This is a genomic window from Conexibacter sp. SYSU D00693 (assembly GCF_017084525.1).
Taxonomy (GTDB): domain Bacteria; phylum Actinomycetota; class Thermoleophilia; order Solirubrobacterales; family Solirubrobacteraceae; genus Baekduia.
Genome location: NZ_CP070950.1, coordinates 4022730 through 4043564, shown reverse-complemented (window position 1 = coordinate 4043564; position 20835 = coordinate 4022730). Strand labels below are relative to the sequence as shown.

Here is a 20835-nt window from a genome sequence, read left to right as displayed (position 1 = left end):
TAGCATCCGCGCCCATGGCCGTCCTGCCCCGCGCCGTCACGCCCCTGCGCTGGGACGGGCGCCGGCTCCACGCCCTGGACCAGACCCGCCTGCCCCACGAGGAGGTCTGGCTGGAGCTCGAGGGCGCGCAGGACACGGCCGACGCGATCCGCCGCCTGGCGGTGCGCGGCGCGCCGAACATCGGGATCGCCGCCGCGTACGGGCTGGCGATGGAGGTCAGCGGCCGCCCGGGGCTCGGGCCGCTCGAGGACGCCGCCGACCTGCTGCGCGGGGCGCGGCCGACCGCGGTGAACCTCGCCTGGGCGGTCGACCGCGTCCGGGAGGCCGCGCTGGCCTCCAGCCCGGCGACGCTCGCCGCCGCCGCCCGGGCCGAGGCCCAGCGCATCCAGGCCGCCGAGGACGCGGCGAGCGACGCGATCGCCCGCCACGGCGCGGAGGTCCTGGCGGGCGCCAGGCGCGTGCTCACCCACTGCAACGCCGGCGCGCTCGCGTGCGGCGGGCGCGGAACGGCGCTGGCCGTCGTGCTGGCCCTCGCCGAGCAGGAGCCCGACCTCGAGGTCCTCGTCTGCGAGACGCGCCCGCTGCTGCAGGGCGCGCGCCTGACGGCGTGGGAGCTCGGCCGCGTCGGCGTCGCGCACCAGCTGCTCGTCGACGGCGCCGCCGCCGGGCTCATGCGCCGCGGGGAGGTCGACGCCGTGGTGGTCGGCTGCGACCGCGTGGCCGCCAACGGCGACGTCGCCAACAAGGTCGGGACCTACGCCCACGCGCTGGCCGCGCGGGCCGCCGGCATCCCGTTCGTCGTGGCGGGACCCACGTCGACGATCGACCCGGCGATCGACGACGGCGACGGCATCGAGGTCGAGGAGCGCGATGCCGACGAGGTCGCCGAGCTGCTCGGGACGCCCGTCGCCCCGGAGGGCACGCGCGTGCGCAACCCGGCGTTCGACGTGACGCCCGCCGAGCTGGTCACGGCGCTCGTCACGGAGCGCGGCGTGGCGGCGCCGCCCGCCCGCGCGTCGGTCGCCGCGCTGCTCGACGCGTGATCGCCGCCCGGTCGACCAGCCCGCGCGAGGTCGAGCTCGTCGACCTGCCCGAGCCCGTCGCCGGCCCGGGCGAGGCGGTCGTCGCGCTGCTGGCGTGCGGGGTCTGCGGCTCGGACGTCAGCGAGGCGTGGGTGGCCAAGAAGGTCCCCGCGGTCCTGGGCCACGAGCTGTGCGCCGAGGTCGTCGCCGTGGGCGACGGTGTCGAGCAGGTGCGGGCCGGCGACCGCGTCGTCGTCCACCACCACGTGCCGTGCGGCGCCTGCGCGGTGTGCCGGTCCGGCCGCGAGACGCTGTGCCCGCAGTTCCGCGCCACCGCGCTGGACCCGGGCGGCTTCGCGGAGCGCGTGCGCCTGTCGGCGCCGCTGGTCGGCGAGCTGCTGCCGACCACCCTGGACCCGGAGCGCGCGACGTTCGTGGAGCCGCTGGCGTGCGTCGTCCGGGCGCTGGAGCGCGCGGAGGTCGCGGCCGGCGATCGCGTGCTCGTCGTCGGCTGCGGGACCGGCGGGCTGCTGACCCTCGCGGCGGCGCGGGCGCGGGGGGCGGCCGCCGTGTTCGCCGCCGAGCCGCGCCCCGAGCGCCTGGAGCGCGCCCGCGCGCTGGGCGCGGCGGCCCACGCCGGGGAGGAGGTCGACGTCGCGCTGGTCTGCGCGCCCGGCGCCGCCGCGGTCGAGCACGCCTTCACCGCCCTGGGCCCCGGCGGCCGGCTGCTGCTCTACGCCACGCCGGGGGAGGCCCCGCTCGCGCTCGACGCCGCCTCGCTGTACGCGCGCGAGGTCGAGGTCCGGGCCTCGTACAGCGCCGGTCCGCAGGACATGCGCCGCGCGCTGGCGCTCCTGGAGGGGGGCGTGCTCGACCCGCTCGGCCTCGTCACCCACCGCCTCGGCCTGCGCGAGACGGCCCGGGCCCTCGAGCTGGCCCGCACCGGCGAGGCGGTGAAGGCGCTGGTGGTCGCGTGAGGGCGGCGGTCCTGCACGGCCCGGGCGACCTGCGCGTCGAGGAGGTCGACGAGCCCATGGGCGAGGTGGTCGTCGAGGTCCACGCCGCGACGAGCTGCGCGACGGACCGCAAGATGCTCGAGCACGGCCACCGGGCGCTCGGCCCCTACCCCGCGGCGTTCGGCCACGAGACCGCGGGCGTGCGGACCGACACCGGCCAGCGCGTGCTCGTCGGCGACAGCGTCGCGTGCCTGGCCTGCGCTCCGTGCCGCGGCGGCCGCCCGCAGCTCTGCCGGGCGATGACGTGGGTGCTCGGCGGCTTCGCGGAGCGGATCGCCGCCCCCGCCGGCGCGCTGCACGCCGTGCCGGAGGGGCTCCCGCTGGCCGGCGCGGCGATGGCCGAGCCGCTGGCGGCGTGCGTGCACGCGGTCGCCCGGGCCGACGGCGCGCCGGCCGGGCCGGCCGCGGTCCTCGGCGGCGGCACGGTGGGGCTGATGTGCGCGCGGCTGCTCGTGCTCGCCGGCCGCGAGGTCACGCTCGCCGACCGTCATCCCGAGCGCCGCGAGCAGGCGGTCGCGCTCGGCGTCGCCGCCACGGCCGAGCGCCTCGAGCCGCAGACCTGCGCGCTGGTCCTCGAGGCGGTGGGCCGCCCCGAGAGCTGGGCCGCGGCGGTCGGCGCCGCCGCCCCGGGCGCTACCGTCGTCCTCGTGGGCGGCTGCAGCGCGCCCGCCGTGTCGCTGCCCGCCGCGCCGCTGCACTACGACGAGGTGGACGTCCGCGGCGCCTTCCACCACAGCCGCGCGGAGGTCGACCGGGCGCTCGCGCTGCTCGCCTCCGGGGCGATCGACTGGCGCGCCTTCGCCGGCCCGACGATCGGGCTCGACGAGCTCGCGCCGGCGCTGCGCGCGCCGCGCCGTGGTGGCCGGGCGCAGAAGCTCGTCGTCGATCCGCGCCGCTAGGGCGCGGTGCAGGCGGCCGCGCCGCCGTAGGACGGGGGCGCGGCCCCGGCACCGGTCGCCCAGCGCTGCCCCGGGTCGGCCGACAGGTCGAAGCGCAGCTTCGCGCCCTTGGCGAGCTCGTCGTAGGACAGCCACGCCCGCGAGAGCCGCTTGCCGCCCTTGGTGGCCCGCACGACGTACGGCGTCCCGGCCGACGCCTTCGGCGCGCGGATGTCGACCGTCCCGCCCGCGAGGCGCAGCTGGGTGCGCGGGAAGAGCGGGCTGGCCAGCGTCAGGACGCCGGTGCCCGGCACCGACGGGTGCATCCCGAGCGCGCCGAAGACCCACCAGGACGACATCGCGCCGAGGTCGTCGTTGCCGGGGAAGCCGCCCGCCGTCGGCCGGTACAGCTCGAGCATCGCTCCCCGCACCGCCTCGGCCCCGCGCGCCGGGGCGCCGAGCCAGTCGTAGAGGTAGGGCGTGTGGAGGGTCGGCTCGTTGCCGAGGAAGGCGTGGCCGCTGTGGACGCCGTCGTTGCGCTTGCTCAGGAAGAAGTCGAGCTTGGCGCGGGCGGCGTCGCGGCCGCCGAGCGCGTCGACGAGCCCGGCGACGTCGTGCGGGACGAACCATGTGTACTGCGCGGCGGAGCCCTCGACGAAGCCCAGCTCGCCGCCGGGCGGATCGCCGCGCAGGAACGCGCCGGTGCCGGCCAGCCGCGGGCGCATGATCTGGCTGACGGGGTCCAGGACGTTGCGCCAGTTCGCCGAGCGCCTCGCGAACGTCGCGCACGTCTCGCCGTCGCCGAGCGCCTTGGCCAGGCGCGCGATGCCGAAGTCGGCCAGGGCGTACTCGAGCGTCGTCGCGCTGGTCCCCCACACCGTCTCGGGCGCGATCGTCTGGACGATCGTGCTCGTGTTGCGCTCGTAGCCGACGTAGCCCAGGCGCAGGTAGTCGGCCAGCCCGGCCCGCTGGACGTAGCGGCCGTTCCTCGCGATGCCGTACGTCGTGGCGCCGTCGACCATCGCCCTGAGCGCCGCACGCGCGTCGAAGTCGCGTGCGCCGAAGGCGTGCGCGCCGGCGATGAGGAGGTCCGCCGGGTCGCCGACCATGACGTTCGTGTGGCCCTCGCGCAGCGACCACTTCGGCAGGTGGCCGCTCTCGCGGTGGTCGGCCAGGAGGCTCGAGACGAGGTCCGACGCCTGGCGCGGCGCGAGCAGCGCCATGAGCGGCATCTGCGCGCGGTAGGTGTCCCACCCCGAGACGTTGGCCATCTTCGTGAAGCCCTCGGCCTGGTGGATGCGCCCGTCCATCCCGCGGTAGCGGCCGTCCACGTCGCTGAAGACGCTCGGCATGACCATCGCGTGGTAGAGCGAGGTGTAGAGCAGCCGGCGCTGCTCGTCCGTGCCGCCGCCCACGCGGACCTTGCCCAGCTGGCGCTCCCAGGCGCGACGCGCGGCGGCCCGCAGCGCGTCGAACGGCTCGCTCGCGCCCGCGTCGAGGTTGCGCCGCGCGCCGTCGATGCTCACCGACGAGATCGCCACGCGGGCGGTCACCGCCTCGCCCTCGCGGGTGTCGAAGGTCGCGTAGCCGCCGGCCTGCGCGCCGGTGCTGGGGTTGCCCGGCAGCTGGTCGGGCAGGCCGGCGACGCGCTTGTACTGGTTGGTGACGATGGCGACCTGCGGGGTGAGCGAGACGTCGCGCACGTCGCGCCCGCCGCGGCGCAGGTCCTGGCGCTTCCAGGTCCCCGAAGCGGTGAACGGGCGGTCGAAGCGCGCGACGAAGTGCAGGCGGTAGCGGTTGTAGGCCGAGCAGAACGCGCCGCTGACGACGACGCCGCTGATCTCCCGGCGTTCGGGGTCGACGTGGACCTCGGCGAGCTCGTTGCCCATCTGGCTGCCGCCGGGGTTGACCAGCACCGAGCCGTTGGAGCCCTTGGGGAACGTGAAGCGCAGCGCGCCGGCGCGGACGTTCGCGGTGAGCTCGGCGCGCATCTCCTGAGGTCCCGGGTCGAGCCGGACGCGGTAGTCGCCCGGTCCGGCGACCTCGCCCTCGTGGGTGAAGCCCGCGACGTACTTCGGCTCGACGTCGTAGGAGGCGAGCTTGGCCGGCGAGCGGTCGATCGCCGCGGTCGTCGGCAGCAGCGGGACGTCGCCCAGGCCCGCGCACCCCGCCCCGGAGATGTGCGTGAGGCTGAAGCCCTTGATGCGCTGGTCGCTGTAGGTGTAGCCGCCGGCGGGGTTGCGCAGGGAGGGGTCGGTGTCCGGGCTGACCTGGAGCATCCCGAACGGGGCGACGGCCCCCGGGAACGTCGCGCCGGCGCCGCCGCCGGTCCCGAAGTCCGCGGCGCCCTCGTCGGTGCCCATGCGCGTCTCGACGTAGCTCGTGAGCGCCGGCGTGGCCGACGCCGGCGCCGCGCCCAGCGCCATCGCCGCCAGCGCGCCCAGCGTCAGGCCACCCCACGTCCCCCGCATCCGGGGGACGCTAGCCGCGACGGTCGTCGCTAGCGCCGGTCGCCCGCGCGCCAGCGCAGGTGCTCGACGATCCGCAGCGAGTCGCAGATCGCCTCGCCGTCGATCACCGCGACGGGGACCTTCGCCTGGCCCGAGGCCTGCACGACCCGGTCGCGGTCGCGCTTGCTGAACGGCACCCGGACCTCCTCGACCTCCTCGCCGTGCTTGCGCAGCTCGCGCGCGACGCGCCCGCACGGGCACAGCCAGTCGGTCGGGGTGCGGCAGCGCAAGAGCGTGGTCGTCATGTCGTTGGTCAGGCTAGCCCGGGACGACCCTGCGGAACGCCGCTCCGGCGGTGCGCAGCCCCAGGCCCGCCGCGCGCAGGGCGAGCGGCTGGCGGGCGCCCGGCGCGGCGAGGCCGTCGCGGTCGCGCTCGCGGTACCAGGCGATCGCCTGGGTGAGCGGCTCCTCGTGGTGGCCGGTGCTCCACCCCAGCTCGCGCTTGGCCTTCGTCGAGCGGAAGGCCCACCACTGCGCCGCGACCTTCACCTCGACCTCGGTGATGGCCGGCCGTCCGGGCACCGCCTCGAGGCCGCGGGCCAGGGCGATGGCCGCCGGCAGCGGCAGCTTGACCGCGGGCGGCTCGACGCCGCTGAGGCGGCCGAGGTCCGCGAAGAGGCGGTCCAGCGTGAAGTTGCGGCCCCCGAGGATGTAGCGCTCGCCGACCGTCCCGCGCTCCTCGGCCAGGAGGTGGCCGCGCGCGACGTCCTGCGGGGAGACGACGCACAGCGCGCCGTCGACGTAGGCGGGCAGCTCGCGACGCAGGAAGCGCCGGACGACCTCGGTCGACGAGCGGTTGACGTCGCCGCGGCCGAGGACGTGGCCGGGGTTGACGATGACGACGGGCAGGCCCGCGGCGCAGTGGCGCAGCGCCTCGGCCTCCGCCTCGTGCTGGGCGTTGACGTAGGGCAGCCCGTGGCGGCCGGCGCGGAAGACCTGCGTCTCGTCGGCGGTCGAGCCCCGCGGGGCCGGGCCGACGGCGGCCATCGACGAGGTGTGCACGACGCGCTCGACGCCCGCGCGCAGCGCCTCGCCCAGGACGACGCGGGTGACGTCGACGTTGTCGCGGAACAGGTCGCGCGCGGGCGCGCGCAGGCGGGTCGAGCCGGCGACGTGGAAGAGGCGGTCGACGTCGCGCATCGCCCGGCGCACCCGCCGGGCGTCGAGCAGGTCGCACGTGACGCGCTCGACGTCGAGGCCCTCGAGGTTCTCCGTGCGGGTGCGCTCGCGCACCGTCACGCGCACGTCGTCGCCGCGCTCGAGCAGCGCCCGCACGACGTGCGAGCCGACCAGCCCGGCGCCGCCGGTGACGAGCGTCTTGCCCACGCGCCGATCCTGCCAGGGTCCGCGGTGTCCGCGCTCGCGCCGCGTCGACCCGCCTATAGGGTGGCTGCGATGTCCTCCCGGGTCGCGGTCGTCACGGACACCACGCAGTACCTGCCGCGCGAGCTGCTGCGCGAGCACGACGTGGCGACGGTCAGCCTCTACGTCAACGACGGCGACCGCCACGAGCGCGAGTCCGAGATGCCGGACTTCACCGCGTTCTACGAGCGCCTGCGGACGATGGACGGCGCGCTGCCCACGACGTCCCAGCCGTCGATCGGCGACTTCCTCGCGGTCTTCGAGCCGCTGCTGGCCGAGGGTCGCGACATCGTCTCCGTCCACCTCGCGGGTGGGATCTCCGGCACCGTCGAGTCCGGCCGCCAGGCCGCGGCCGAGGCGATGGAGCGCCATCCCGGCCGCCGCGTCGAGGTCGTCGACTCCCGCAGCGCCTGCGGGGGCATGGGCATGATCGTCCTCGCCGGTGCCGCCGCGGCCGAGGGCGGGGCCGACGTCGACGGCGTCAAGGCGCGTGTCGAGGAGGCGCTGACTCACGCACGCATCTGGTTCGCGGTCGACACGCTCGAGTACCTGCGTCGCGGCGGGCGCATCGGCACCGCCCAGGCCTGGGTCGGCGGCGCGCTGAAGATCAAGCCGATCCTGACCGTCGACGGCGAGATCGTCCCGATCGAGCGCGTCCGCACCGCCCGACGCGCCTTCGAGCGCATGGTCGACTTCGCGACGACGCTCAAGGAGGAGCAGGCCGACTGCTGGGCCGTCCAGCACATCCAGGCCCCCGACGAGGCCGCCCGCCTCGCCGAGCGCTGCCAGGAGGTCCTGGGCGGCCCGCCCATCGCGGTCTCCGAGATCGGCCCCGTCATCGGGACCCATGTGGGCCCGGGGCTGCTGGGCGTCGGCGGGATCCCGGGGCGGCTGGTCGCGGAGCTGCGGCGCTGAGCTCCGTCGTCGCGGTCGCTGGGCGCAGCGCGGTCGCTGCGCGCGGCGCCACCCCGCGCGGGGTCATCCGTTGGCGTCTTCTCCGCTCCTGAGACGGACAATCCGCCACTCGATGCTCCAGCGGCGCCGCGCGCCGAGCGCCGCGCCCTACGCCGGCGCCAACGCCGGGTCCGCGTCCGGCGGCGGGTCGACCGGCGGGTCGCCCGGGGAGTCGCCGCCGTCGTCGGCGGGCGGGGCCCACTGGCCCTTCTCGCGGCGGTACTCGAGGTACTCCTGGAGGCCGATCTGCAGGGAGGCCGCGACCGGGATGGCCAGGAGCGCGCCGACGACGCCGAGCAGCGCGCTGCCGAACAGGACCGCGACGAGGACCACGAACGGCGCGACCTGGACGGTGCGGCGCTGGACCTGCGGCTGGACGATGTTGTTCTCGAGCTGCTGGTAGACGATCGACCAGATCACCCAGATGATCGTGGTCGTCGGGAAGTCGTGGAAGAGCGTGACGATGCCGACCAGCACCGCGGCGATCGTCGCGCCGATCAGCGGGATCAGCGCGAACAGGCCGACCATGACGGCCAGCGGGGCGCGGAACGGCACGCCCAGGATGAGCAGGACGACGTACGCCGCGATGCCCGCGATGAACGCGACGGTCAGCGCGCCCTGGACGTAGCCGCCGACGGCACCGACGACGCGGGTGAGCGCGCGTTCGAGGCGCTCGCGCTCGTCGGGTGGTCGGAGCTTGAGCAGCGCGTGCACCCACCGGCCGCCGGAGGCGACCATGAAGATGCTCAGGATGATGATGTTGACCAGCGCGAAGATCGAGTTGACGAGCGAGAGGCTGATGTCCGACAGCACGCCCGCCGCATCGCCGGCCTTGGCGGGGAGCTTCGCCGCCTGCTCCTCGAGCTGCGCGCCGAGGTCGTACTTCTCGTCGAGCTCGCGCAGCCGGTCGTTCTCCTGGATGAACTCCGACGCCTCGCGGGCGTAGCGCGGGACGTCGTCGGCCAGCTCGGTCGCCTCGGTGACGAGCGTCGGGATGACGAGCGACCCGATGACGATCGGGACGAACAGCAGCCCGAGGTAGACCACCGCGATCGCCGCACCGCGCGGCATCGAGCGCGACAGGCGGCCGACCGGCTTGCTGACCGCCATCGCGATGAAGGCGGCCAGGAAGAGCCAGCCGATCGGCTGGCGCAGGAGGTAGACGACGTAGAGCGCGAGCGCCGTCGCCACCAGGATGAAGACGACCCGCAGGATGGTGCGGGTCGTCAGCTCCCGGGACATGGGCGGCAAGCTAGCGGGGGCGTCGGAGGGCACCGGGCGCGCCGGCGCTCACCTAACGCCGGCGGCGGCGGAAGAGCCCGACGGTCGCGCCGATCCCGCCCGCGAGCACGAAGCCCGCGACGGCGGCGCCGATCATCACGTTCTGCTGGTTGCGCGCGAGCGCGCTGCGCCAGTCGGTGGCCTGGGCGACCTCGCCGCGGAGCCGCTCGAGCGACTGGGCGAGCTCGGTCCGGTTGGCCTCGATGGAGCGCCGGATCTCCTCCGGCGAGCGGGTCGCCACCTACCGGCCCCCCACCGTGGTCTGCGGCTCCGAGGACGTCACGGTCTCGCGGATGAGCTTGGCCTCCTGGATCGCCAGCTCCGGCGCGGGCGGCGCGCCGGCCTTGAACGCCTTGGCGGCGAGGAACCCCGCGAGCCCCGCGAGGAGCAGCAGGATGCCGGCCACGACGAAGTAGCCGCCCCAGATCTGGGTGTCGCCGAACGGGATCGCCCACCACGCCAGCAGCGCGAAGCCGTGGAGCAGCAGGATCAGGGCGCCGAGGACGAAGACGCCGGCGGCGACGGCGATCACGACGCCGCGGGCGAGCTTCTTCATCTTCAGCTCGACCTCGGTCTTGGCGAGCTCGATCTCCTCGCGCACCAGGAGCTGCACCTTCTCGGTGACGTCCTGGATGGCCTGGGCGAGCTGGGGCTGCTGCTGGTCCGGGCTCATCGGCGCAGCGCCTTCAGCAGGAGGGCCACGACGGCACCGCCCAGGAAGGCGAGGCCGACGATCGCCTCGGGCCGGTCGGTGATCGAGCCGCCGCCCGTCGCGCCCGTCGGGGCCGCGCTGCCGGGCGGGGTGCTGTAGGAGGACGCCGACGGGTCGACCACCGGGGTCGGCTCGGGGTCCGGGCTCGAAGGCTCCGGGCTCGGGCTGCCGCCCGGGGAGGGCGCCTCGCTGACGCCCTCGGCGTCGGCGGTCTCGGCGCCGCCGGTCGCGGCGACCTCGTCGACCTGGTCGGGCCGGGCCTCCTCGGGCCCGGTGCCGCCCTGCTCGTCCTGGGCGCTCACTCCGGCGGGTCCTCTCCGAAGACGCGGCGGTAGGCCACTGCGGCGACGCGCGTCGTGACGATGGACGCCAGCGCCCCGAAGCCGGCGAGCATGGCCGACCAGGCCAGCCGCTTCACGAGGTCGTTCTCGGTCATCGGGCGTCGACCCTACCCGACGGCACGGCGGTCCAGCCCTCCGCAGATGGTCTCGACGATGAGGCGCTTGGCCTCGTCGAAGTCCTGCTCCACGTGGGGCAGCGCGTCGAGGATCCACCCGGTGAGGACCTGCTCGATCGCGCCGTAGAACGCCATGGCCGCGAACTGCGGCGAGATGTCGGTGCGCAGCTCGCCCCGCCCCTGCGCGCCCGCGACGACCTGGGCGATGAGGTCGTAGGCCTCGTGGATCTTCGCGATGTGCGTCTGGCCGAAGGTGTTCGCCGCCCGCGTGACCTCGACGATGATGACCTTCATCAGGTCGGGGTCGTGGCGGTAGGAGTCGATGATGAACCCGGCGATCGCCCCGAGCTTGTCGCGGACCGGCAGCTCCCGGCCGTCGACCTCGCGGATCGCCTCGAGCATCACGTCCCAGCGCTCGAGGAACAGGGTGTCGAGCACCTCGTCCTTCGAGCGGAAGTAGTGGTAGACGAGCCCGTAGGCGACGCCCGCCTCGTCGGCGATGTCGCTGACGCGGCAGGTGTGGAAGCCCTGGCGGGCGAAGACGCGCACGGCTGCGTCGAGGATCTGGCGGCGGCGCTCGGCGGCGGCCGCGGCGCTGCGGGCGGTGGCCATCAGGCGCGCACCCGGCCCGCGGCGTAGACGTCGGGACGGCGGTGCTCGAGCACCGGCAGGCGGCGGCGCACCGCGTCCTGCTGGGCCAGGTCGAGGTCGGCGACGACGAAGGTCTCGGTGTCCGGCGCGGTCGCGAGGACGACCCCCCACGGGTCGACGACCATCGAGCGCCCGCCCGAGCGCAGCCCGGGCGCGTGCTCGCCGACCTGGTTGGCGGCCACGACGAAGCACGCGTCCTCGATCGCCCGCGCGCGCACCAGGACGTCCCAGTGGTCGCGGGTCGTCGCGAGCGTGAACGCGCTGGGCAGCGCGAGGACGCGGGCGCCGCGGACGGCGAGCTCGCGGAAGAGCTCGGGGAAGCGCAGGTCGTAGCAGACCGCCATCCCGAGGCCGGTGCCGTCCGCCAGCGACGAGACGACGAGCTCGTCGCCCGGCTGCTCGGCCTCGGACTCCCGGTAGGTCGTCCCCTCGACCTCGACGTCGAAGAGGTGGACCTTGCGGTAGACGCCGCGGTCCTCCCCGTCGGGCCCGACGTGGACGGAGGTGTTGCGCCCGCGGCCGTCGGCGTCGCCCGCCGGCGCCGCCTCGGCGATCGACCCCGCGACGAGGTCGATGCCCAGCTCGCGGGCGACCGCGCGGGCCCACGTGAGCGCCGGGCCGTCGAGCGGCTGGGCCCCGGCGCGGACGACGTCCGTCGGCCCGAGCACCGACCACTTCTCCGGCAGGACGACGAGCTGCGCGCCCGCGCCCGCGGCGGCCCGGACCAGCCGGTCGGCGGTCTCGAGGTTGCGGTCCGCGTCAGCGGTCGCGGTGAGCTGGATCGCGGCGGCGCGCATGGTGGCGGGACAGGCCTCTCACCCAGATTGACTGGTCAGTCAACCGGACGTCCGGCAGGATACCCGCGATGACGGCCGTGGAGCCCTCAGCGGCGCCCGGCGCCACCGCCCGTGACGGCGTCGCGCTGCCGTGGCGCGGGGTCGACGACGGCTCCGGGAGCCTGGCACGCCCGCCGCTGCCGCTGCCGCCCGGCCGCATGCCGCTGCTGCGCGCCCGCCGGCCGCGCAAGTCCTGGCGCTACGTCGGCCTCTACGCGCAGGACGTCCTGCTCTGCGCCGGGCGCGTCTCGCTCGGCGGCGCGCCCCAGACCTTCTGGGCCGTGTGGGACCGCGGCTCGCGCACCCTGCGGGAGCGCACCCGCTTCGTCCCCGGCGGCGTCGAGGTCGGCGACCGCGTGCGCTTCGGCGGCCGAGGCGTGCGCGCCGACCTCGCGCTCGAGCCCCGGGGGGAGGCGGTCGAGGTGGTCAGCCCCCACGGCCCGTCGTGGATCTGGACGCGCAAGCAGGGCGCGCGCGTGCACGGGACGCTCGTGCTCGACGGCCGCCGGATCGCCGTCGACGGCCCCGCCCTCATCGACGACTCCGCCGGCTTCCACGCGCGCGAGACGCGCTGGTCGTGGTCGGCGGGCGCCGGCGTGGACGAGGCGGGCCGCCAGGTCCTGTGGAACCTCTGCGACGGCGTGCACGACGACCCCGCCGCCGGCGAGTGCACCGTCTGGGTCGACGGCGTCGCGGTGGAGGCCGGCCCCGTGCGCTTCGACGGCCTCGACGCGGTGCACGGCCCGGGCGACGAGGTCCTGCGCTTCGCCGCCGAGGCCCAGCGCGCTCGCCACGACCGGCTGGTCCTGCTCGACAGCGCCTACCGCCAGCCGTTCGGGGCGTTCACCGGCACGCTGCCGGGCGGCGTCGTCCTCGCGCGCGGCGCGGGCGTGATGGAGCGCCACGACGTGCGCTGGTGACGGAGCCCTAGGCTCCTGCCGGTGTCCCTGGCCGAGTGGACCTGGATCACCGCCGCCCGCGTGCGCCGCAAGCTGCGCGGGCGCACCTCGCGCGAGGACGACCACGCCGCACGCTCGGCGTGGATCCGCGCGCACGTCCCCGGCAGGTCCTTCGTCGACGTCGGCGGCCTGTACGGCATCAACGGCGACATCGCCTTCCAGGCCGCCGCGGCCGGCGCCTCGCCGGTCACGTGCTTCGACGCCGGCGACCCGACGCCGGAGTTCCTCGAGCGCCGCGCCTCGACCGGCCTCGACGTGCGCATCGTCCAGGGCGACCTCGAGGACCCGCTGAGCGTCGAGCGCATCGGCGCGCACGACGTCGTCTGGTGCTCGGGCGTCGTCTACCACACGCCCAACCCGGTCCAGCAGCTCATCCACCTGCGCCGGATCTGCCGCGAGACGCTCTACCTCGGCTCGCACACGATGGCCGAGGTGCCGGGCGTCAAGCAGGCGTGCGTCTTCTACCCCTACCTGCCGGAGGGCTCGCGGCGGGTGCACGAGTCCCCGCACTGGCAGGCCGCGGGCAGCGGCGCGGGCTCGATCGGCGGGCCGTTCATCGACGCGCCGATGCTCGGGCACAACAACTTCTGGTGGGGCATCACGCCCAGCGCGCTGGAGGCGATGGTGCGCACCGCGTGCTTCGAGGTCGTCGAGCGCATCGAGAACCACTCCTCGCCGTGGTTCACCGAGCTGGTGTGCAAGCCGGTCGACCGCCTCCCCACCCAGCCCCCGTTCGACTTCTTCCGCAAGCGCGCCGAGGCGCGCGCCGCGGGCGTCGAGCCGCCGCCGTTCGACGGCTCGGCCTACGACGGGCTCCTGGCGCCGCCGCCGGACCCGGCGGTCGACGACGCGCCGCCGAGCTGACGGCGCAGCTCCTCGACGACCATCTTCGTGTGCAGCGCGCCGACGAGGTCGCGCAGCGGCTCGGCGCCCGCGGCGATGATCTCGGCCGCGCGCTCGGGCGGGACCTCGCCGACCAGGCGGTCGCGCAGCGTGCGCACCTCCTCCTCCACCAGCGGCTCGAGCGCCTCGCGGTAGCGCAGCGCGTCGTAGACCGTGAAGCCCAGCGTCTCGTCGAAGCCGCCGGCGCGGAAGCGCACGAAGGCCTGGATGATCTTGAGGTCCTCCTCGTCGAAGCCGCGCGAGTTCGGGGTCAGCACGCCGAGCTCGGTCAGGCGGTCCAGGACGTTGGCCGGCAGGTCGTAGCGGCGGCGGACCTCGGCCTTCGACACGCGGTCACCCGTCGCGCCCTGGCGTTCCAGGGCCTGCTGGAGGATGCGGTCCTCCACCTCGACGAGCGCCTCGGCGCGGGCGGGGTCCTCGTCGAGCACGCCCTTGATCGCCTTGAGCGGCATGAAGCGGTCCTCCTGCAGCCGCTTGATGAGCCGGATGCGCTCGACGTAGACGGGCGGGTACCAGGCCATGTTGCGCGAGGTGCGCACGATGTCGGTGCCCGCGCCGAGCAGCCCCTCGCGCAGGTAGTGCTTGATCGTGCCGGCCGAGACGCCCGAGCGCTCGGCCAGCTCCGCCATCTTGAGGAGCCCAGCGTCGTTCAAGACCGGCTCAGGCGACGTCGCCCGTCAGGACGTCGCGGCGCGAGAGCTGCGGCTTGGGGACGCCGAGCATGCTGCGCGCCTCGTCGACCGTCGCGGGGCGCCGGCCGGCGTTGAGCGTCATCTCGCGGGCCTTGGCGATGAGGTCGCCGTTGGAGCGGGCCATCTCCCCGTCGGGGAGGTAGAGGTTGTCCTCGAGGCCGACGCGGATCGAGCCGCCCAGCGACAGGGCCGCGGTGACGAGCATCCACTGCCGGCGCGAGATCCCGATGACGCCCCAGTGGTGCGGGCCGCCCGGCGTCTCGGCGAGGTTGTCGGCCATCGCGGCGAGGTTGCGGGCGGTCGGCGGGATGCCGCCGGTGACGCCCATGACGAAGTCGACGTGCAGCGGGGTCCTGAGGACACCCATGTCGATGAGCGGTGCGAGCGAGCCGACGTGGCCGAGGTCGAAGCACTCGTGCTCGGGCTTGATGCCCAGGTCGTTCATCGCCTGCAGCAGCGCGACGATCTCGTCGAACGGGTTCGCGAAGACCATCTTGAACACGAAGTCCTTGCGCGACGCCGAGTACTTCGCGTAGTTCATCGAGCCCATGTTCAGGGCGGCGACCTCGGGCCGGACGGCCTCGAGGTAGGCCACGCGCTTCTCCACGGACACGCCGACCGTCCCGGTCGAGAAGTTCAGGATCGCGGCGTCGCCGACCTCGGCGCGGATCGCGTCGTGGATGGCCTGGAAGTCCTCGACCTCGTAGCTCGGCGTGCCGTCGGGCTTGCGGGCGTGGATGTGGATGTGCACCCCGCCCTCGTCGACGATGCGGCGCGCCTCGGCGGCGTACTCCTCCGGCGTGTAGGGGATGGCCGGGCACTGGTCGCGGTTGGCGAGCGCGCCCGAGATCGCGCAGGTGATGACGACGGGATCGTCGAGGGCCACGAGGACTCCTGTGGGAAGTGGGACGTGCCACTTCCCACCCTATCCCGTCGCCTACGCGCCGTGCGCAGGCGAGGGCGGCTTGTCGTCACCGTGGGGCGCCGTGCGCGAGCCGTCGTCGGGCTGCAGGCCCTCGTCGGGCTCGGCGGCCGGCTGGTCGGCGCGCTCCTCGGCGTCGACGGGCTGCGGATCCTCTTGGGTGCTCATGGCCGCGGCCTACCCGGGTACTGCCCGAGCATGAGCAAGGACGAGCAGCTGGACCGCTTCAAGCGCGTCGTCGACGACAAGGCATCCGAGGCCGAGGAGGCGTCGAAGGCCACGAGCGCCAGCGACCACGCCGGCCAGCTCGACGAGGCCACGCGCGGCCAGGACGTCGACGCGCGCCACAAGAGCAGCCGTCACGGCAAGGTGACGGCCGAGAACTGGAACCAGTGACCTCGGGCGCCTAGCGGGCGCCGCTGTCACAGCACCCGGGCCCTCCCGCAAGGGAGGGTGTGCGGGTGCCCTCCGACGACGAGCTGCTCCAGGCGGCCGACCGGGACCCCGAGGCGTTCGCGGCGTTCTACCGCCGCCACGCCGCGGGCGTCCTGGCGTTCTGCCTGCGGCGCACGCGCGACCCCGAGACGGCCGCCGACCTCGTCGCCGAGACCTTCGCCCTCGCCCTCGAGGGCTGCCACCGCTTCCGGTCCGACCGCGGGCCGGCGGCCGGGTGGCTCTACGGGATCGCCCGCATCCAGTGCGCGCGGCTGCACGAGCGCGGGGCGGTCGAGGCCCGGGCGCGCAGGCGCCTGGGCGTCGAGCGTCCCGCGCTGGGCGAGGCCGACCTCGCCCGGCTCGACGCCCTCGCCCGGCGCCCCGAGATCGACGCGGCACTCGACGAGCTGCCCGACGACCAGCGGGACGCCGTCCGCGCCCGCGTCGTGCAGGAGCTCGAGTACGCGGAGATCGCCGCGGGCTCGGGCTCGTCCGAGGCCGCCGTGCGCCAGCGCGTCTCGCGCGGGCTCGCGGGCCTGCGCCGCCGCCTGTCCGCCAGCCCCGAGGAGCACGAGTGATGAACGACTTCCTGGACGACCTCGAGCGCGAGCTGCGCGACGCCCATCCGCGGCGCCGTGCGGCGCGGCGGCGGGCGGCGGTGGGTGCGGCGGTGCGACGGGCGCCGGCGGTGGTGGGCGTGCTCGCGGCGGTGGCCCTCGGCGTGGCGCTGACGGGCGTGCTCGGCGGCGACGGGGAGGACGAGGGGGCCGGGGTGCCGGCGGCGACGTCGACCACCCCGGCGCTGACGGTCCCCGGCGGCGCGGTCGACGTGGAGGACCGCACGCTGCTCGCCGGCGTGCGGGTCGCCGTCCTGAACGAGACCACGACCACCGGCCTGGCCCGCGCGGTCGGCGAGCGCCTCGAGCACCACGGCGCCGACCTGCGGACGGTCACGAGCGGACCGAACCAGACGCGCCAGCGCACGGCGGTCGTCTTCCGCGAGGGCCACCGCGAGGCCGCGGCGAGGGTCGCCCGGGTGCTCGGGGTCGACCGGGTCTCCCCGCTGAGGACCACGACCGCCGCGATCGCCGGGCGCGACGCCGACGTCGTCGTCCTCGCCGGCGCCGACCGCACGACGGGCCTCGTCTCCAACTCCACGCGCACCGCGAGCTGCGACCCGCGCTTCGCCGAGGAGACCGCCCGGACGATCGACCCGGCGCGCGGCGACGTCGCGGGCGGTCCCTTGGCCGTCCTCGGGGCGCGCGGCACCATCGCCACAAGCCGCGACGCCTTCGACGGGCTGGGCTACAAGCTGCCGATCACCGTCGCCGACGGCGAGGAGGCCGAGGTGACCGTGCCGCGGCAGCTGCGCGGGAAGGTCGGGCTCGTGTACGACCTGGGCGTCCAGCGGCGAGTCCTGCGCGACGGGATCCGCGCGGCCTCGTCGGTCATGCGCTTCGTCGCCTGCCCGCGCGGCGGCGAGAGCCCGCGCACCGGCTTCGGCGGCGGGATCGTGACGGACCGGCCCCGCTGCGCGACGCTCCTGGTGCGGACGCAGGGCGAGCGCCTGGCCCTGCGCCTGCCCGTCCCGCTCGGGCGCTCCTGCGGTTGAGCGCCGAGGTGGAAGGTGCCAGGCACCTTTCACCTGCGCCGGGTGGAACGTGCCAGGTACTTTCCACCTGCCCCGGGTGGAACGTGCCTGGCACGTTCCACCGTCAGCGGCGGACTAGACCGGGACGACCCCGTTGCGCTTCCAGGGGCGCTCGACGACCTTGCCCTCGGCCATCTCGAGCGCCTTGCAGATCACGGGGCGCGTCTCGCGGGGGTCGATGACGTCGTCGATCATGGCGTTCTTCGCGGGGATCTGGACGTCGATGACCTTGCGGTAGGCCTCGATGAGCTCCTGCTTCTTGGCGGCCGGGTCGTCGGCCGCCTCGACCTGCTTGCGCATGACGATCTCCACCGCGCCCTCGGCGCCCATGACGGAGATCTCGGCGGTCGGCCAGGCGACGATGAGGTCGGGCTCGTAGGCACGGCCGTTCATGACGTAGTAGCCGGCGCCGTAGGCCTTGCGCAGGACGACGGTGACCTTCGGGACCGTCGCGTTGGCCACGGCGTGCAGCATCTTCGCGCCGTGGCGGATGATCCCCGCCTGCTCGACCTTCGTGCCGACCATGAAGCCCGGGACGTCCATGAGGAAGACGAGCGGGATGCCGTACGCGTTGCAGAGGTTGACGAAGCGCGCGGCCTTGTCGGCGGAGTCGTTGTCGAGGATGCCGCCGAGCTGCTTGGGCTGGTTGGCGACGATGCCCGCGGGGCGCCCGCCGAACCGGGCGAAGCCGGTGACGAGCGTCTTGGCCCACTGCGGCTTGAGCTCGAAGAACGAGTCACGGTCGACGATCCGGTCGATGACCGTGTGGATGTCGTAGGGCTTGCGGTTGGAGTCCGGCAGGACGTCGAGCAGCTCCTCGTCCATGCGGTCGATCGGGTCGTCGCACGGGACGACCGGCGCGGTGTCCCGGTTGTGGGACGGCATGAACGAGAGGTACTGCTTGATCGAGGAGATGCACGTCTCGTCGTCGGGGACCTCCAGGTCGCCGACGCCGGACTTGCGACAGTGCACGCGCGAGCCGCCGAGCTCCTCCTGGGTGACGTCCTCCCCCACCGCGGCGCGCACGAGGTGCGGGCCGGCGAGGGCCATCGAGCCGCGGCCCTTGACCATCGGCACGAAGTCGGCGAGGCCCGGGATGTAGGCGGTGCCCGCGGCGCACGGGCCCATGAGCGCGGCGACCTGCGGGATGACGCCGGAGGCGACGACCTCCTCACGGAAGAGCTGGCCGGTGCCGGCGAAGAGCGAGCCGACGGCCTCCTGGATGCGCGCGCCCGCGGAGTCCAGCAGCCACACCATCGGCATGCGCTTGGTGAGCGCGAGCTCGCGCAGCCGCGCGACCTTCGCCTCGCCGGTCATGCCCATCGAGCCGGCCATGACGGTGAAGTCGTAGGCGCAGGCCGCGACCATCCTGCCGTCGACGCGGCCGAAGCACGTCACGACGCCGTCGGCGGGCGCCTCCTTGCCCTCCAGGCCGCGCACGGAGTAGTGGATCCCGCCGTGGATCCCGAGCTCGGTGTAGTCGCCGTCGTCGAAGAGCAGGTCGAGCCGCTCGCGGGCGGTGAGCGCGCCCTTGTCGTGCTGCTTGGCGATCTTCTCCTCGCCGCCACCGAGGCGCGCCAGCGCCCGCTTCTCGTGCAGCTCCTCCACGAGCGGGCGGAGGATGGACGGCGGCGCCTCGGACGTGCTCATGGCCGCGGCACGCTACCGCCCCCAGCTCGAGGCGGGACGGAGCTCCGCTCCCCGGCGCTCCCGGCCGACCGAGCGGTCGCCGGTCGGCTCCGAGGAGGAGGGGTCGAGGGCGCCAGCGCGGTTCGTCGTCCGCGGCGCCGCTGTGCATCGCGTGGCGCTTCGAGGTCATGGGGCGACGTCCAGACGCCACCGATGACCGCAGGCCGCTGCGGGCTCGGCGGCGAGGGACGGAGCTCCGTGCGGGACTGCGTGACGCCTCGTGCATGTCAGGCATGCTCGAGGCGTCACGCACCCGCGACTGCTGGCCCGACCGGCTAGAGGCCGAAGAGGGGGTCGAGGCAGTCCGCGACGAGCGGCGCGTGCTCCGCGGAGGCCAGCGCGGTCACCTCGAGGCCGACGACCTCGGCCTCGCCGGCGACCTGCCCGAGGACCTGCGCGAGCTCGCCGTCGCGCAGCCCGCCCGGCGCCGGGAAGAGCGATCCGGGCAGCAGCTCCGGGTCGAGCACGTCGCAGTCCAGGTGGACGAAGACCTTGTGCCCGCGCAGGCTCTCGGCGAGCGTCGACGGGCGGGTCGCGCGGCCCACGCCGTTGGTCTCGAGCAGCACCTGCTCGGGGCCCTCGAGGTCGCGCACGCCGTAGGTCACCACGCGCGACGGGTCGAGCTGCGGGCCCGGCATCCCGGCGTCCCAGATCCCGCACGCGCCACTCAGGCACATGCCGCCCAGGAACTTCGAGACCGTCGTGTCGGGGGTGTTGAAGTCGCCGTGGGCGTCGAGCCACAGGACGCGGACGTCGGGCTCGTGGCGCAGGACGGCGGGGATCGTCGTCAGCGACACGGTGCAGTCGCCGGCCAGCAGGATCGGCGCGACGCCGTCGGCCAGCGCGTCGTCGACCTGGCCGCCGGCCTCGAGGATGCAGCCGCGCGAGCCGCGCAGGTCGTCCTCCCACGTGCCGTCGCGCGGTTCCCCGGGCGTGCCGATGAGCCGCGGCTCGACGCCCAGGCGGTCACCGAGCTCCTTCGCCAGCGCCTGCGCCCCTCCCGCGCCGCCGGCCGCCCGGTCCGAGGTGCGGCACAGCAGCGCGCTGATCCTCACCGCCCCGTCCACTGCGGCTCCCGCTTCTCGAAGAACGCCTTGACGCCCTCCTGGATGTCCTCGGTCGAGAACGCGAGCACGAGGTTGTGGTGCAGGAGCTCGAGCGCCTCCGCGAACGGCATGTCCATCTGGCGGGCCATCGCGTCCTTGCCCAGGCGCATCATCAGCGGCGACTTCGCCGCCAGCCGCGAGGCCCAGTCGGCGACGGCGGCGTCGAACTCGTCGGCGGGGACGACCTTGTTGACGATGCCGACCCGCTCGGCCTCCTCGGCGGAGATGCGGTCGCCCAGGAGCAGCAGCTCGTTGGTCTTCTTGCGCCCGACGTTGCGGTAGATGAGCGCCATGATCATGAAGGGGAAGACCCCGACGTTGATCTCGGGCGTCCCGAAGGTCACGCCCTCCTTCGCGATCACCAGGTCGCAGGCGAGCGCGACGCCGAGCGCACCGGCGAGCACGTGGCCGTTGGCGGCGCAGATCGACGGCTTGCCGAGCTGGGCGACGAGCAGGAAGAGGCGCGGGAAGCGGTCGGTCGCGAAGTGCTTGTGCACCAGCGGGACGTCAGCCGCGAAGCCGGCGAGGTTGCCGCCGCTCGAGAAGACCTTCTCGTGGGTGCTCGTGAGCACGACGCAGCGGACGGCGTCGTCGTCCTTGGCCGCGGCGAACGCTCCGAGGAGGTCGTCGAGGACGTCGTCGGAGAGCGCGTTGCGCGTCTCGGGCTGGTCCAGCGCGATCGTCGCCACACCGTCGGCGACCTCGTAGCGGACGGTCTCGAACGAGGGCACGCCGGGGTTCTATCCGGTCGGGCTGGCGCGTGTCCGCCCGCTCGCCCACGAGTAGGAAGTGGCACTTC

General features: G+C 74.9%; 25 protein-coding genes. 9 read left to right on the top strand and 16 right to left on the bottom strand.

The genetic code is table 11. From position 1 onward, the window contains the following. Positions 1-14: 14 nt before the first annotated feature. Genes mtnA through JUB12_RS19975 form a run of 3 tightly spaced genes read left to right on the top strand, consistent with a single transcriptional unit; the run spans position 15 to position 2937 of the window. A complete protein-coding gene (gene mtnA / locus JUB12_RS19985) occupies positions 15-1043 on the top strand; it encodes an S-methyl-5-thioribose-1-phosphate isomerase (protein WP_205697202.1) in 1029 nt (342 codons plus the stop codon). Then, on the top strand, positions 1040-1999 hold the full coding sequence (locus JUB12_RS19980; protein WP_205697201.1) for an alcohol dehydrogenase catalytic domain-containing protein: 960 nt from the start codon (positions 1040-1042) through the stop codon (positions 1997-1999). Before mtnA ends, JUB12_RS19980 begins: the two co-directional genes overlap by 4 nt. Next, positions 1996-2937, top strand: a complete 942-nt coding sequence (locus tag JUB12_RS19975) for a zinc-binding dehydrogenase (RefSeq protein ID WP_205697200.1) — start codon at positions 1996-1998, stop codon at positions 2935-2937. The genes JUB12_RS19980 and JUB12_RS19975 overlap by 4 nt, the downstream gene beginning before the upstream one ends. Here JUB12_RS19975 and JUB12_RS19970 read toward each other — a convergent pair. From JUB12_RS19970 to JUB12_RS19960, 3 genes are read right to left on the bottom strand one after another with little or no spacing between them, the layout of a single operon-like run. Continuing rightward, positions 2934-5387 carry a GH92 family glycosyl hydrolase gene (locus tag JUB12_RS19970; protein ID WP_205697199.1) on the bottom strand — a complete coding sequence of 818 codons (2454 nt, stop codon included), beginning with the start codon at positions 5385-5387 and terminating at the stop codon, positions 2934-2936. The two genes, JUB12_RS19975 and JUB12_RS19970, sit on opposite strands and share 4 nt — an antisense overlap. A gap of 29 nt (positions 5388-5416) precedes the next feature. Further along, entirely contained in the window at positions 5417-5671 is a 255-nt protein-coding gene (locus JUB12_RS19965) for a glutathione S-transferase N-terminal domain-containing protein (RefSeq protein ID WP_205697198.1), read from the bottom strand. Positions 5672-5684: 13 nt separating this feature from the next. Beyond that, a complete protein-coding gene (locus tag JUB12_RS19960) occupies positions 5685-6752 on the bottom strand; it encodes an NAD-dependent epimerase/dehydratase family protein (RefSeq protein ID WP_205697197.1) in 1068 nt (355 codons plus the stop codon). Positions 6753-6821: 69 nt separating this feature from the next. Between JUB12_RS19960 and JUB12_RS19955 the strand changes: the two genes are divergently transcribed. Beyond that, entirely contained in the window at positions 6822-7703 is an 882-nt protein-coding gene (locus JUB12_RS19955) for a DegV family protein (RefSeq protein ID WP_205697196.1), read from the top strand. Positions 7704-7850: 147 nt separating this feature from the next. On the opposite strand, the gene JUB12_RS19950 is transcribed toward JUB12_RS19955, so the two are convergent. The 7 genes from JUB12_RS19950 to JUB12_RS19920 are packed head-to-tail and all read right to left on the bottom strand — an operon-like array spanning position 7851 to position 11640. Further along, on the bottom strand, positions 7851-8984 hold the full coding sequence (locus JUB12_RS19950) for an AI-2E family transporter (RefSeq protein WP_205697195.1): 1134 nt from the start codon (positions 8982-8984) through the stop codon (positions 7851-7853). A gap of 52 nt (positions 8985-9036) precedes the next feature. Further along, the gene (locus JUB12_RS19945) at positions 9037-9264 is read right to left on the bottom strand and encodes a DUF3618 domain-containing protein (RefSeq protein ID WP_205697194.1); all 228 of its coding nucleotides are present in this window, start codon (positions 9262-9264) and stop codon (positions 9037-9039) included. Beyond that, positions 9265-9696 carry a phage holin family protein gene (locus JUB12_RS19940; protein WP_205697193.1) on the bottom strand — a complete coding sequence of 144 codons (432 nt, stop codon included), beginning with the start codon at positions 9694-9696 and terminating at the stop codon, positions 9265-9267. It abuts the gene before it with no gap. Further along, positions 9693-10037, bottom strand: coding sequence for a hypothetical protein (locus tag JUB12_RS19935; RefSeq protein ID WP_205697192.1), 345 nt, complete (start codon positions 10035-10037; stop codon positions 9693-9695). Before JUB12_RS19935 ends, JUB12_RS19940 begins: the two co-directional genes overlap by 4 nt. Then, positions 10034-10171: a hypothetical protein gene (locus JUB12_RS19930; RefSeq protein WP_205697191.1), complete on the bottom strand. Its 138-nt coding sequence runs from the start codon at positions 10169-10171 to the stop codon at positions 10034-10036. The genes JUB12_RS19935 and JUB12_RS19930 overlap by 4 nt, the downstream gene beginning before the upstream one ends. Positions 10172-10183: 12 nt before the next feature. Continuing rightward, positions 10184-10804 carry a TetR/AcrR family transcriptional regulator gene (locus JUB12_RS19925; RefSeq protein WP_205697190.1) on the bottom strand — a complete coding sequence of 207 codons (621 nt, stop codon included), beginning with the start codon at positions 10802-10804 and terminating at the stop codon, positions 10184-10186. Then, positions 10804-11640: a carbon-nitrogen hydrolase family protein gene (locus JUB12_RS19920; RefSeq protein ID WP_205697189.1), complete on the bottom strand. Its 837-nt coding sequence runs from the start codon at positions 11638-11640 to the stop codon at positions 10804-10806. Before JUB12_RS19920 ends, JUB12_RS19925 begins: the two co-directional genes overlap by 1 nt. 68 nt (positions 11641-11708) lie before the next feature. Here JUB12_RS19920 and JUB12_RS19915 point away from each other — a divergent pair, with 68 nt between their 5' ends. Next, positions 11709-12599, top strand: coding sequence for a DUF2804 family protein (locus tag JUB12_RS19915; RefSeq protein WP_205697188.1), 891 nt, complete (start codon positions 11709-11711; stop codon positions 12597-12599). 21 nt (positions 12600-12620) lie between these two features. Continuing rightward, positions 12621-13502 carry a bifunctional 2-polyprenyl-6-hydroxyphenol methylase/3-demethylubiquinol 3-O-methyltransferase UbiG gene (locus JUB12_RS19910; RefSeq protein WP_205697187.1) on the top strand — a complete coding sequence of 294 codons (882 nt, stop codon included), beginning with the start codon at positions 12621-12623 and terminating at the stop codon, positions 13500-13502. On the opposite strand, the gene JUB12_RS19905 is transcribed toward JUB12_RS19910, so the two are convergent. The 3 genes from JUB12_RS19905 to JUB12_RS19895 are packed head-to-tail and all read right to left on the bottom strand — an operon-like array spanning position 13442 to position 15323. Then, on the bottom strand, positions 13442-14170 hold the full coding sequence (locus tag JUB12_RS19905; protein ID WP_205697186.1) for a MerR family transcriptional regulator: 729 nt from the start codon (positions 14168-14170) through the stop codon (positions 13442-13444). The genes JUB12_RS19910 and JUB12_RS19905 overlap by 61 nt on opposite strands. Before the next feature lie 31 nt (positions 14171-14201). Next, the gene (locus JUB12_RS19900; protein WP_205697185.1) at positions 14202-15119 is read right to left on the bottom strand and encodes a 3-keto-5-aminohexanoate cleavage protein; all 918 of its coding nucleotides are present in this window, start codon (positions 15117-15119) and stop codon (positions 14202-14204) included. 51 nt (positions 15120-15170) lie between these two features. Then, positions 15171-15323 carry a hypothetical protein gene (locus tag JUB12_RS19895; protein WP_205697184.1) on the bottom strand — a complete coding sequence of 51 codons (153 nt, stop codon included), beginning with the start codon at positions 15321-15323 and terminating at the stop codon, positions 15171-15173. A gap of 30 nt (positions 15324-15353) precedes the next feature. Between JUB12_RS19895 and JUB12_RS19890 the strand changes: the two genes are divergently transcribed. The 3 genes from JUB12_RS19890 to JUB12_RS19880 all read left to right on the top strand — a co-directional run bounded on the left by JUB12_RS19890 (position 15354) and on the right by JUB12_RS19880 (position 17202). Then, a complete protein-coding gene (locus JUB12_RS19890; RefSeq protein ID WP_205697183.1) occupies positions 15354-15551 on the top strand; it encodes a hypothetical protein in 198 nt (65 codons plus the stop codon). Positions 15552-15616: 65 nt separating this feature from the next. Further along, a complete protein-coding gene (locus tag JUB12_RS19885; RefSeq protein ID WP_205697182.1) occupies positions 15617-16168 on the top strand; it encodes an RNA polymerase sigma factor in 552 nt (183 codons plus the stop codon). Then, entirely contained in the window at positions 16168-17202 is a 1035-nt protein-coding gene (locus JUB12_RS19880) for a LytR C-terminal domain-containing protein (protein ID WP_205697181.1), read from the top strand. The genes JUB12_RS19885 and JUB12_RS19880 overlap by 1 nt, the downstream gene beginning before the upstream one ends. Before the next feature lie 114 nt (positions 17203-17316). On the opposite strand, the gene JUB12_RS19875 is transcribed toward JUB12_RS19880, so the two are convergent. The 3 genes from JUB12_RS19875 to JUB12_RS19865 form a co-directional block, all read right to left on the bottom strand. Then, positions 17317-18891 carry an acyl-CoA carboxylase subunit beta gene (locus JUB12_RS19875; protein ID WP_205697180.1) on the bottom strand — a complete coding sequence of 525 codons (1575 nt, stop codon included), beginning with the start codon at positions 18889-18891 and terminating at the stop codon, positions 17317-17319. Positions 18892-19205: 314 nt separating this feature from the next. Continuing rightward, positions 19206-19985, bottom strand: coding sequence for an arginase family protein (locus tag JUB12_RS19870; protein ID WP_205697179.1), 780 nt, complete (start codon positions 19983-19985; stop codon positions 19206-19208). Beyond that, entirely contained in the window at positions 19982-20767 is a 786-nt protein-coding gene (locus JUB12_RS19865; protein ID WP_205697178.1) for an enoyl-CoA hydratase/isomerase family protein, read from the bottom strand. Before JUB12_RS19865 ends, JUB12_RS19870 begins: the two co-directional genes overlap by 4 nt. Positions 20768-20835: the final 68 nt, after the last annotated feature.

Bases quoted from the DNA above. Each gene is read 5' to 3' on its own strand.
- JUB12_RS19880 (WP_205697181.1), top strand. From the start codon at position 16,168: ATGAACGACTTCCTGGACGACCTCGAGCGCGAGCTGCGCGACGCCCAT.
- JUB12_RS19965 (WP_205697198.1), bottom strand. From the start codon at position 5,671: ATGACGACCACGCTCTTGCGCTGCCGCACCCCGACCGACTGGCTGTGC.
- mtnA (WP_205697202.1), top strand. From the start codon at position 15: ATGGCCGTCCTGCCCCGCGCCGTCACGCCCCTGCGCTGGGACGGGCGC.
- JUB12_RS19905 (WP_205697186.1), bottom strand. From the start codon at position 14,170: ATGGCGGAGCTGGCCGAGCGCTCGGGCGTCTCGGCCGGCACGATCAAG.
- JUB12_RS19875 (WP_205697180.1), bottom strand. From the start codon at position 18,891: ATGAGCACGTCCGAGGCGCCGCCGTCCATCCTCCGCCCGCTCGTGGAG.
- JUB12_RS19890 (WP_205697183.1), top strand. From the start codon at position 15,354: ATGAGCAAGGACGAGCAGCTGGACCGCTTCAAGCGCGTCGTCGACGAC.
- JUB12_RS19925 (WP_205697190.1), bottom strand. From the start codon at position 10,804: ATGGCCACCGCCCGCAGCGCCGCGGCCGCCGCCGAGCGCCGCCGCCAG.
- JUB12_RS19940 (WP_205697193.1), bottom strand. From the start codon at position 9,696: ATGAGCCCGGACCAGCAGCAGCCCCAGCTCGCCCAGGCCATCCAGGAC.
- JUB12_RS19895 (WP_205697184.1), bottom strand. From the start codon at position 15,323: ATGAGCACCCAAGAGGATCCGCAGCCCGTCGACGCCGAGGAGCGCGCC.
- JUB12_RS19955 (WP_205697196.1), top strand. From the start codon at position 6,822: ATGTCCTCCCGGGTCGCGGTCGTCACGGACACCACGCAGTACCTGCCG.
- JUB12_RS19915 (WP_205697188.1), top strand. From the start codon at position 11,709: ATGACGGCCGTGGAGCCCTCAGCGGCGCCCGGCGCCACCGCCCGTGAC.
- JUB12_RS19950 (WP_205697195.1), bottom strand. From the start codon at position 8,984: ATGTCCCGGGAGCTGACGACCCGCACCATCCTGCGGGTCGTCTTCATC.
- JUB12_RS19970 (WP_205697199.1), bottom strand. From the start codon at position 5,387: ATGCGGGGGACGTGGGGTGGCCTGACGCTGGGCGCGCTGGCGGCGATG.
- JUB12_RS19930 (WP_205697191.1), bottom strand. From the start codon at position 10,171: ATGACCGAGAACGACCTCGTGAAGCGGCTGGCCTGGTCGGCCATGCTC.
- JUB12_RS19920 (WP_205697189.1), bottom strand. From the start codon at position 11,640: ATGCGCGCCGCCGCGATCCAGCTCACCGCGACCGCTGACGCGGACCGC.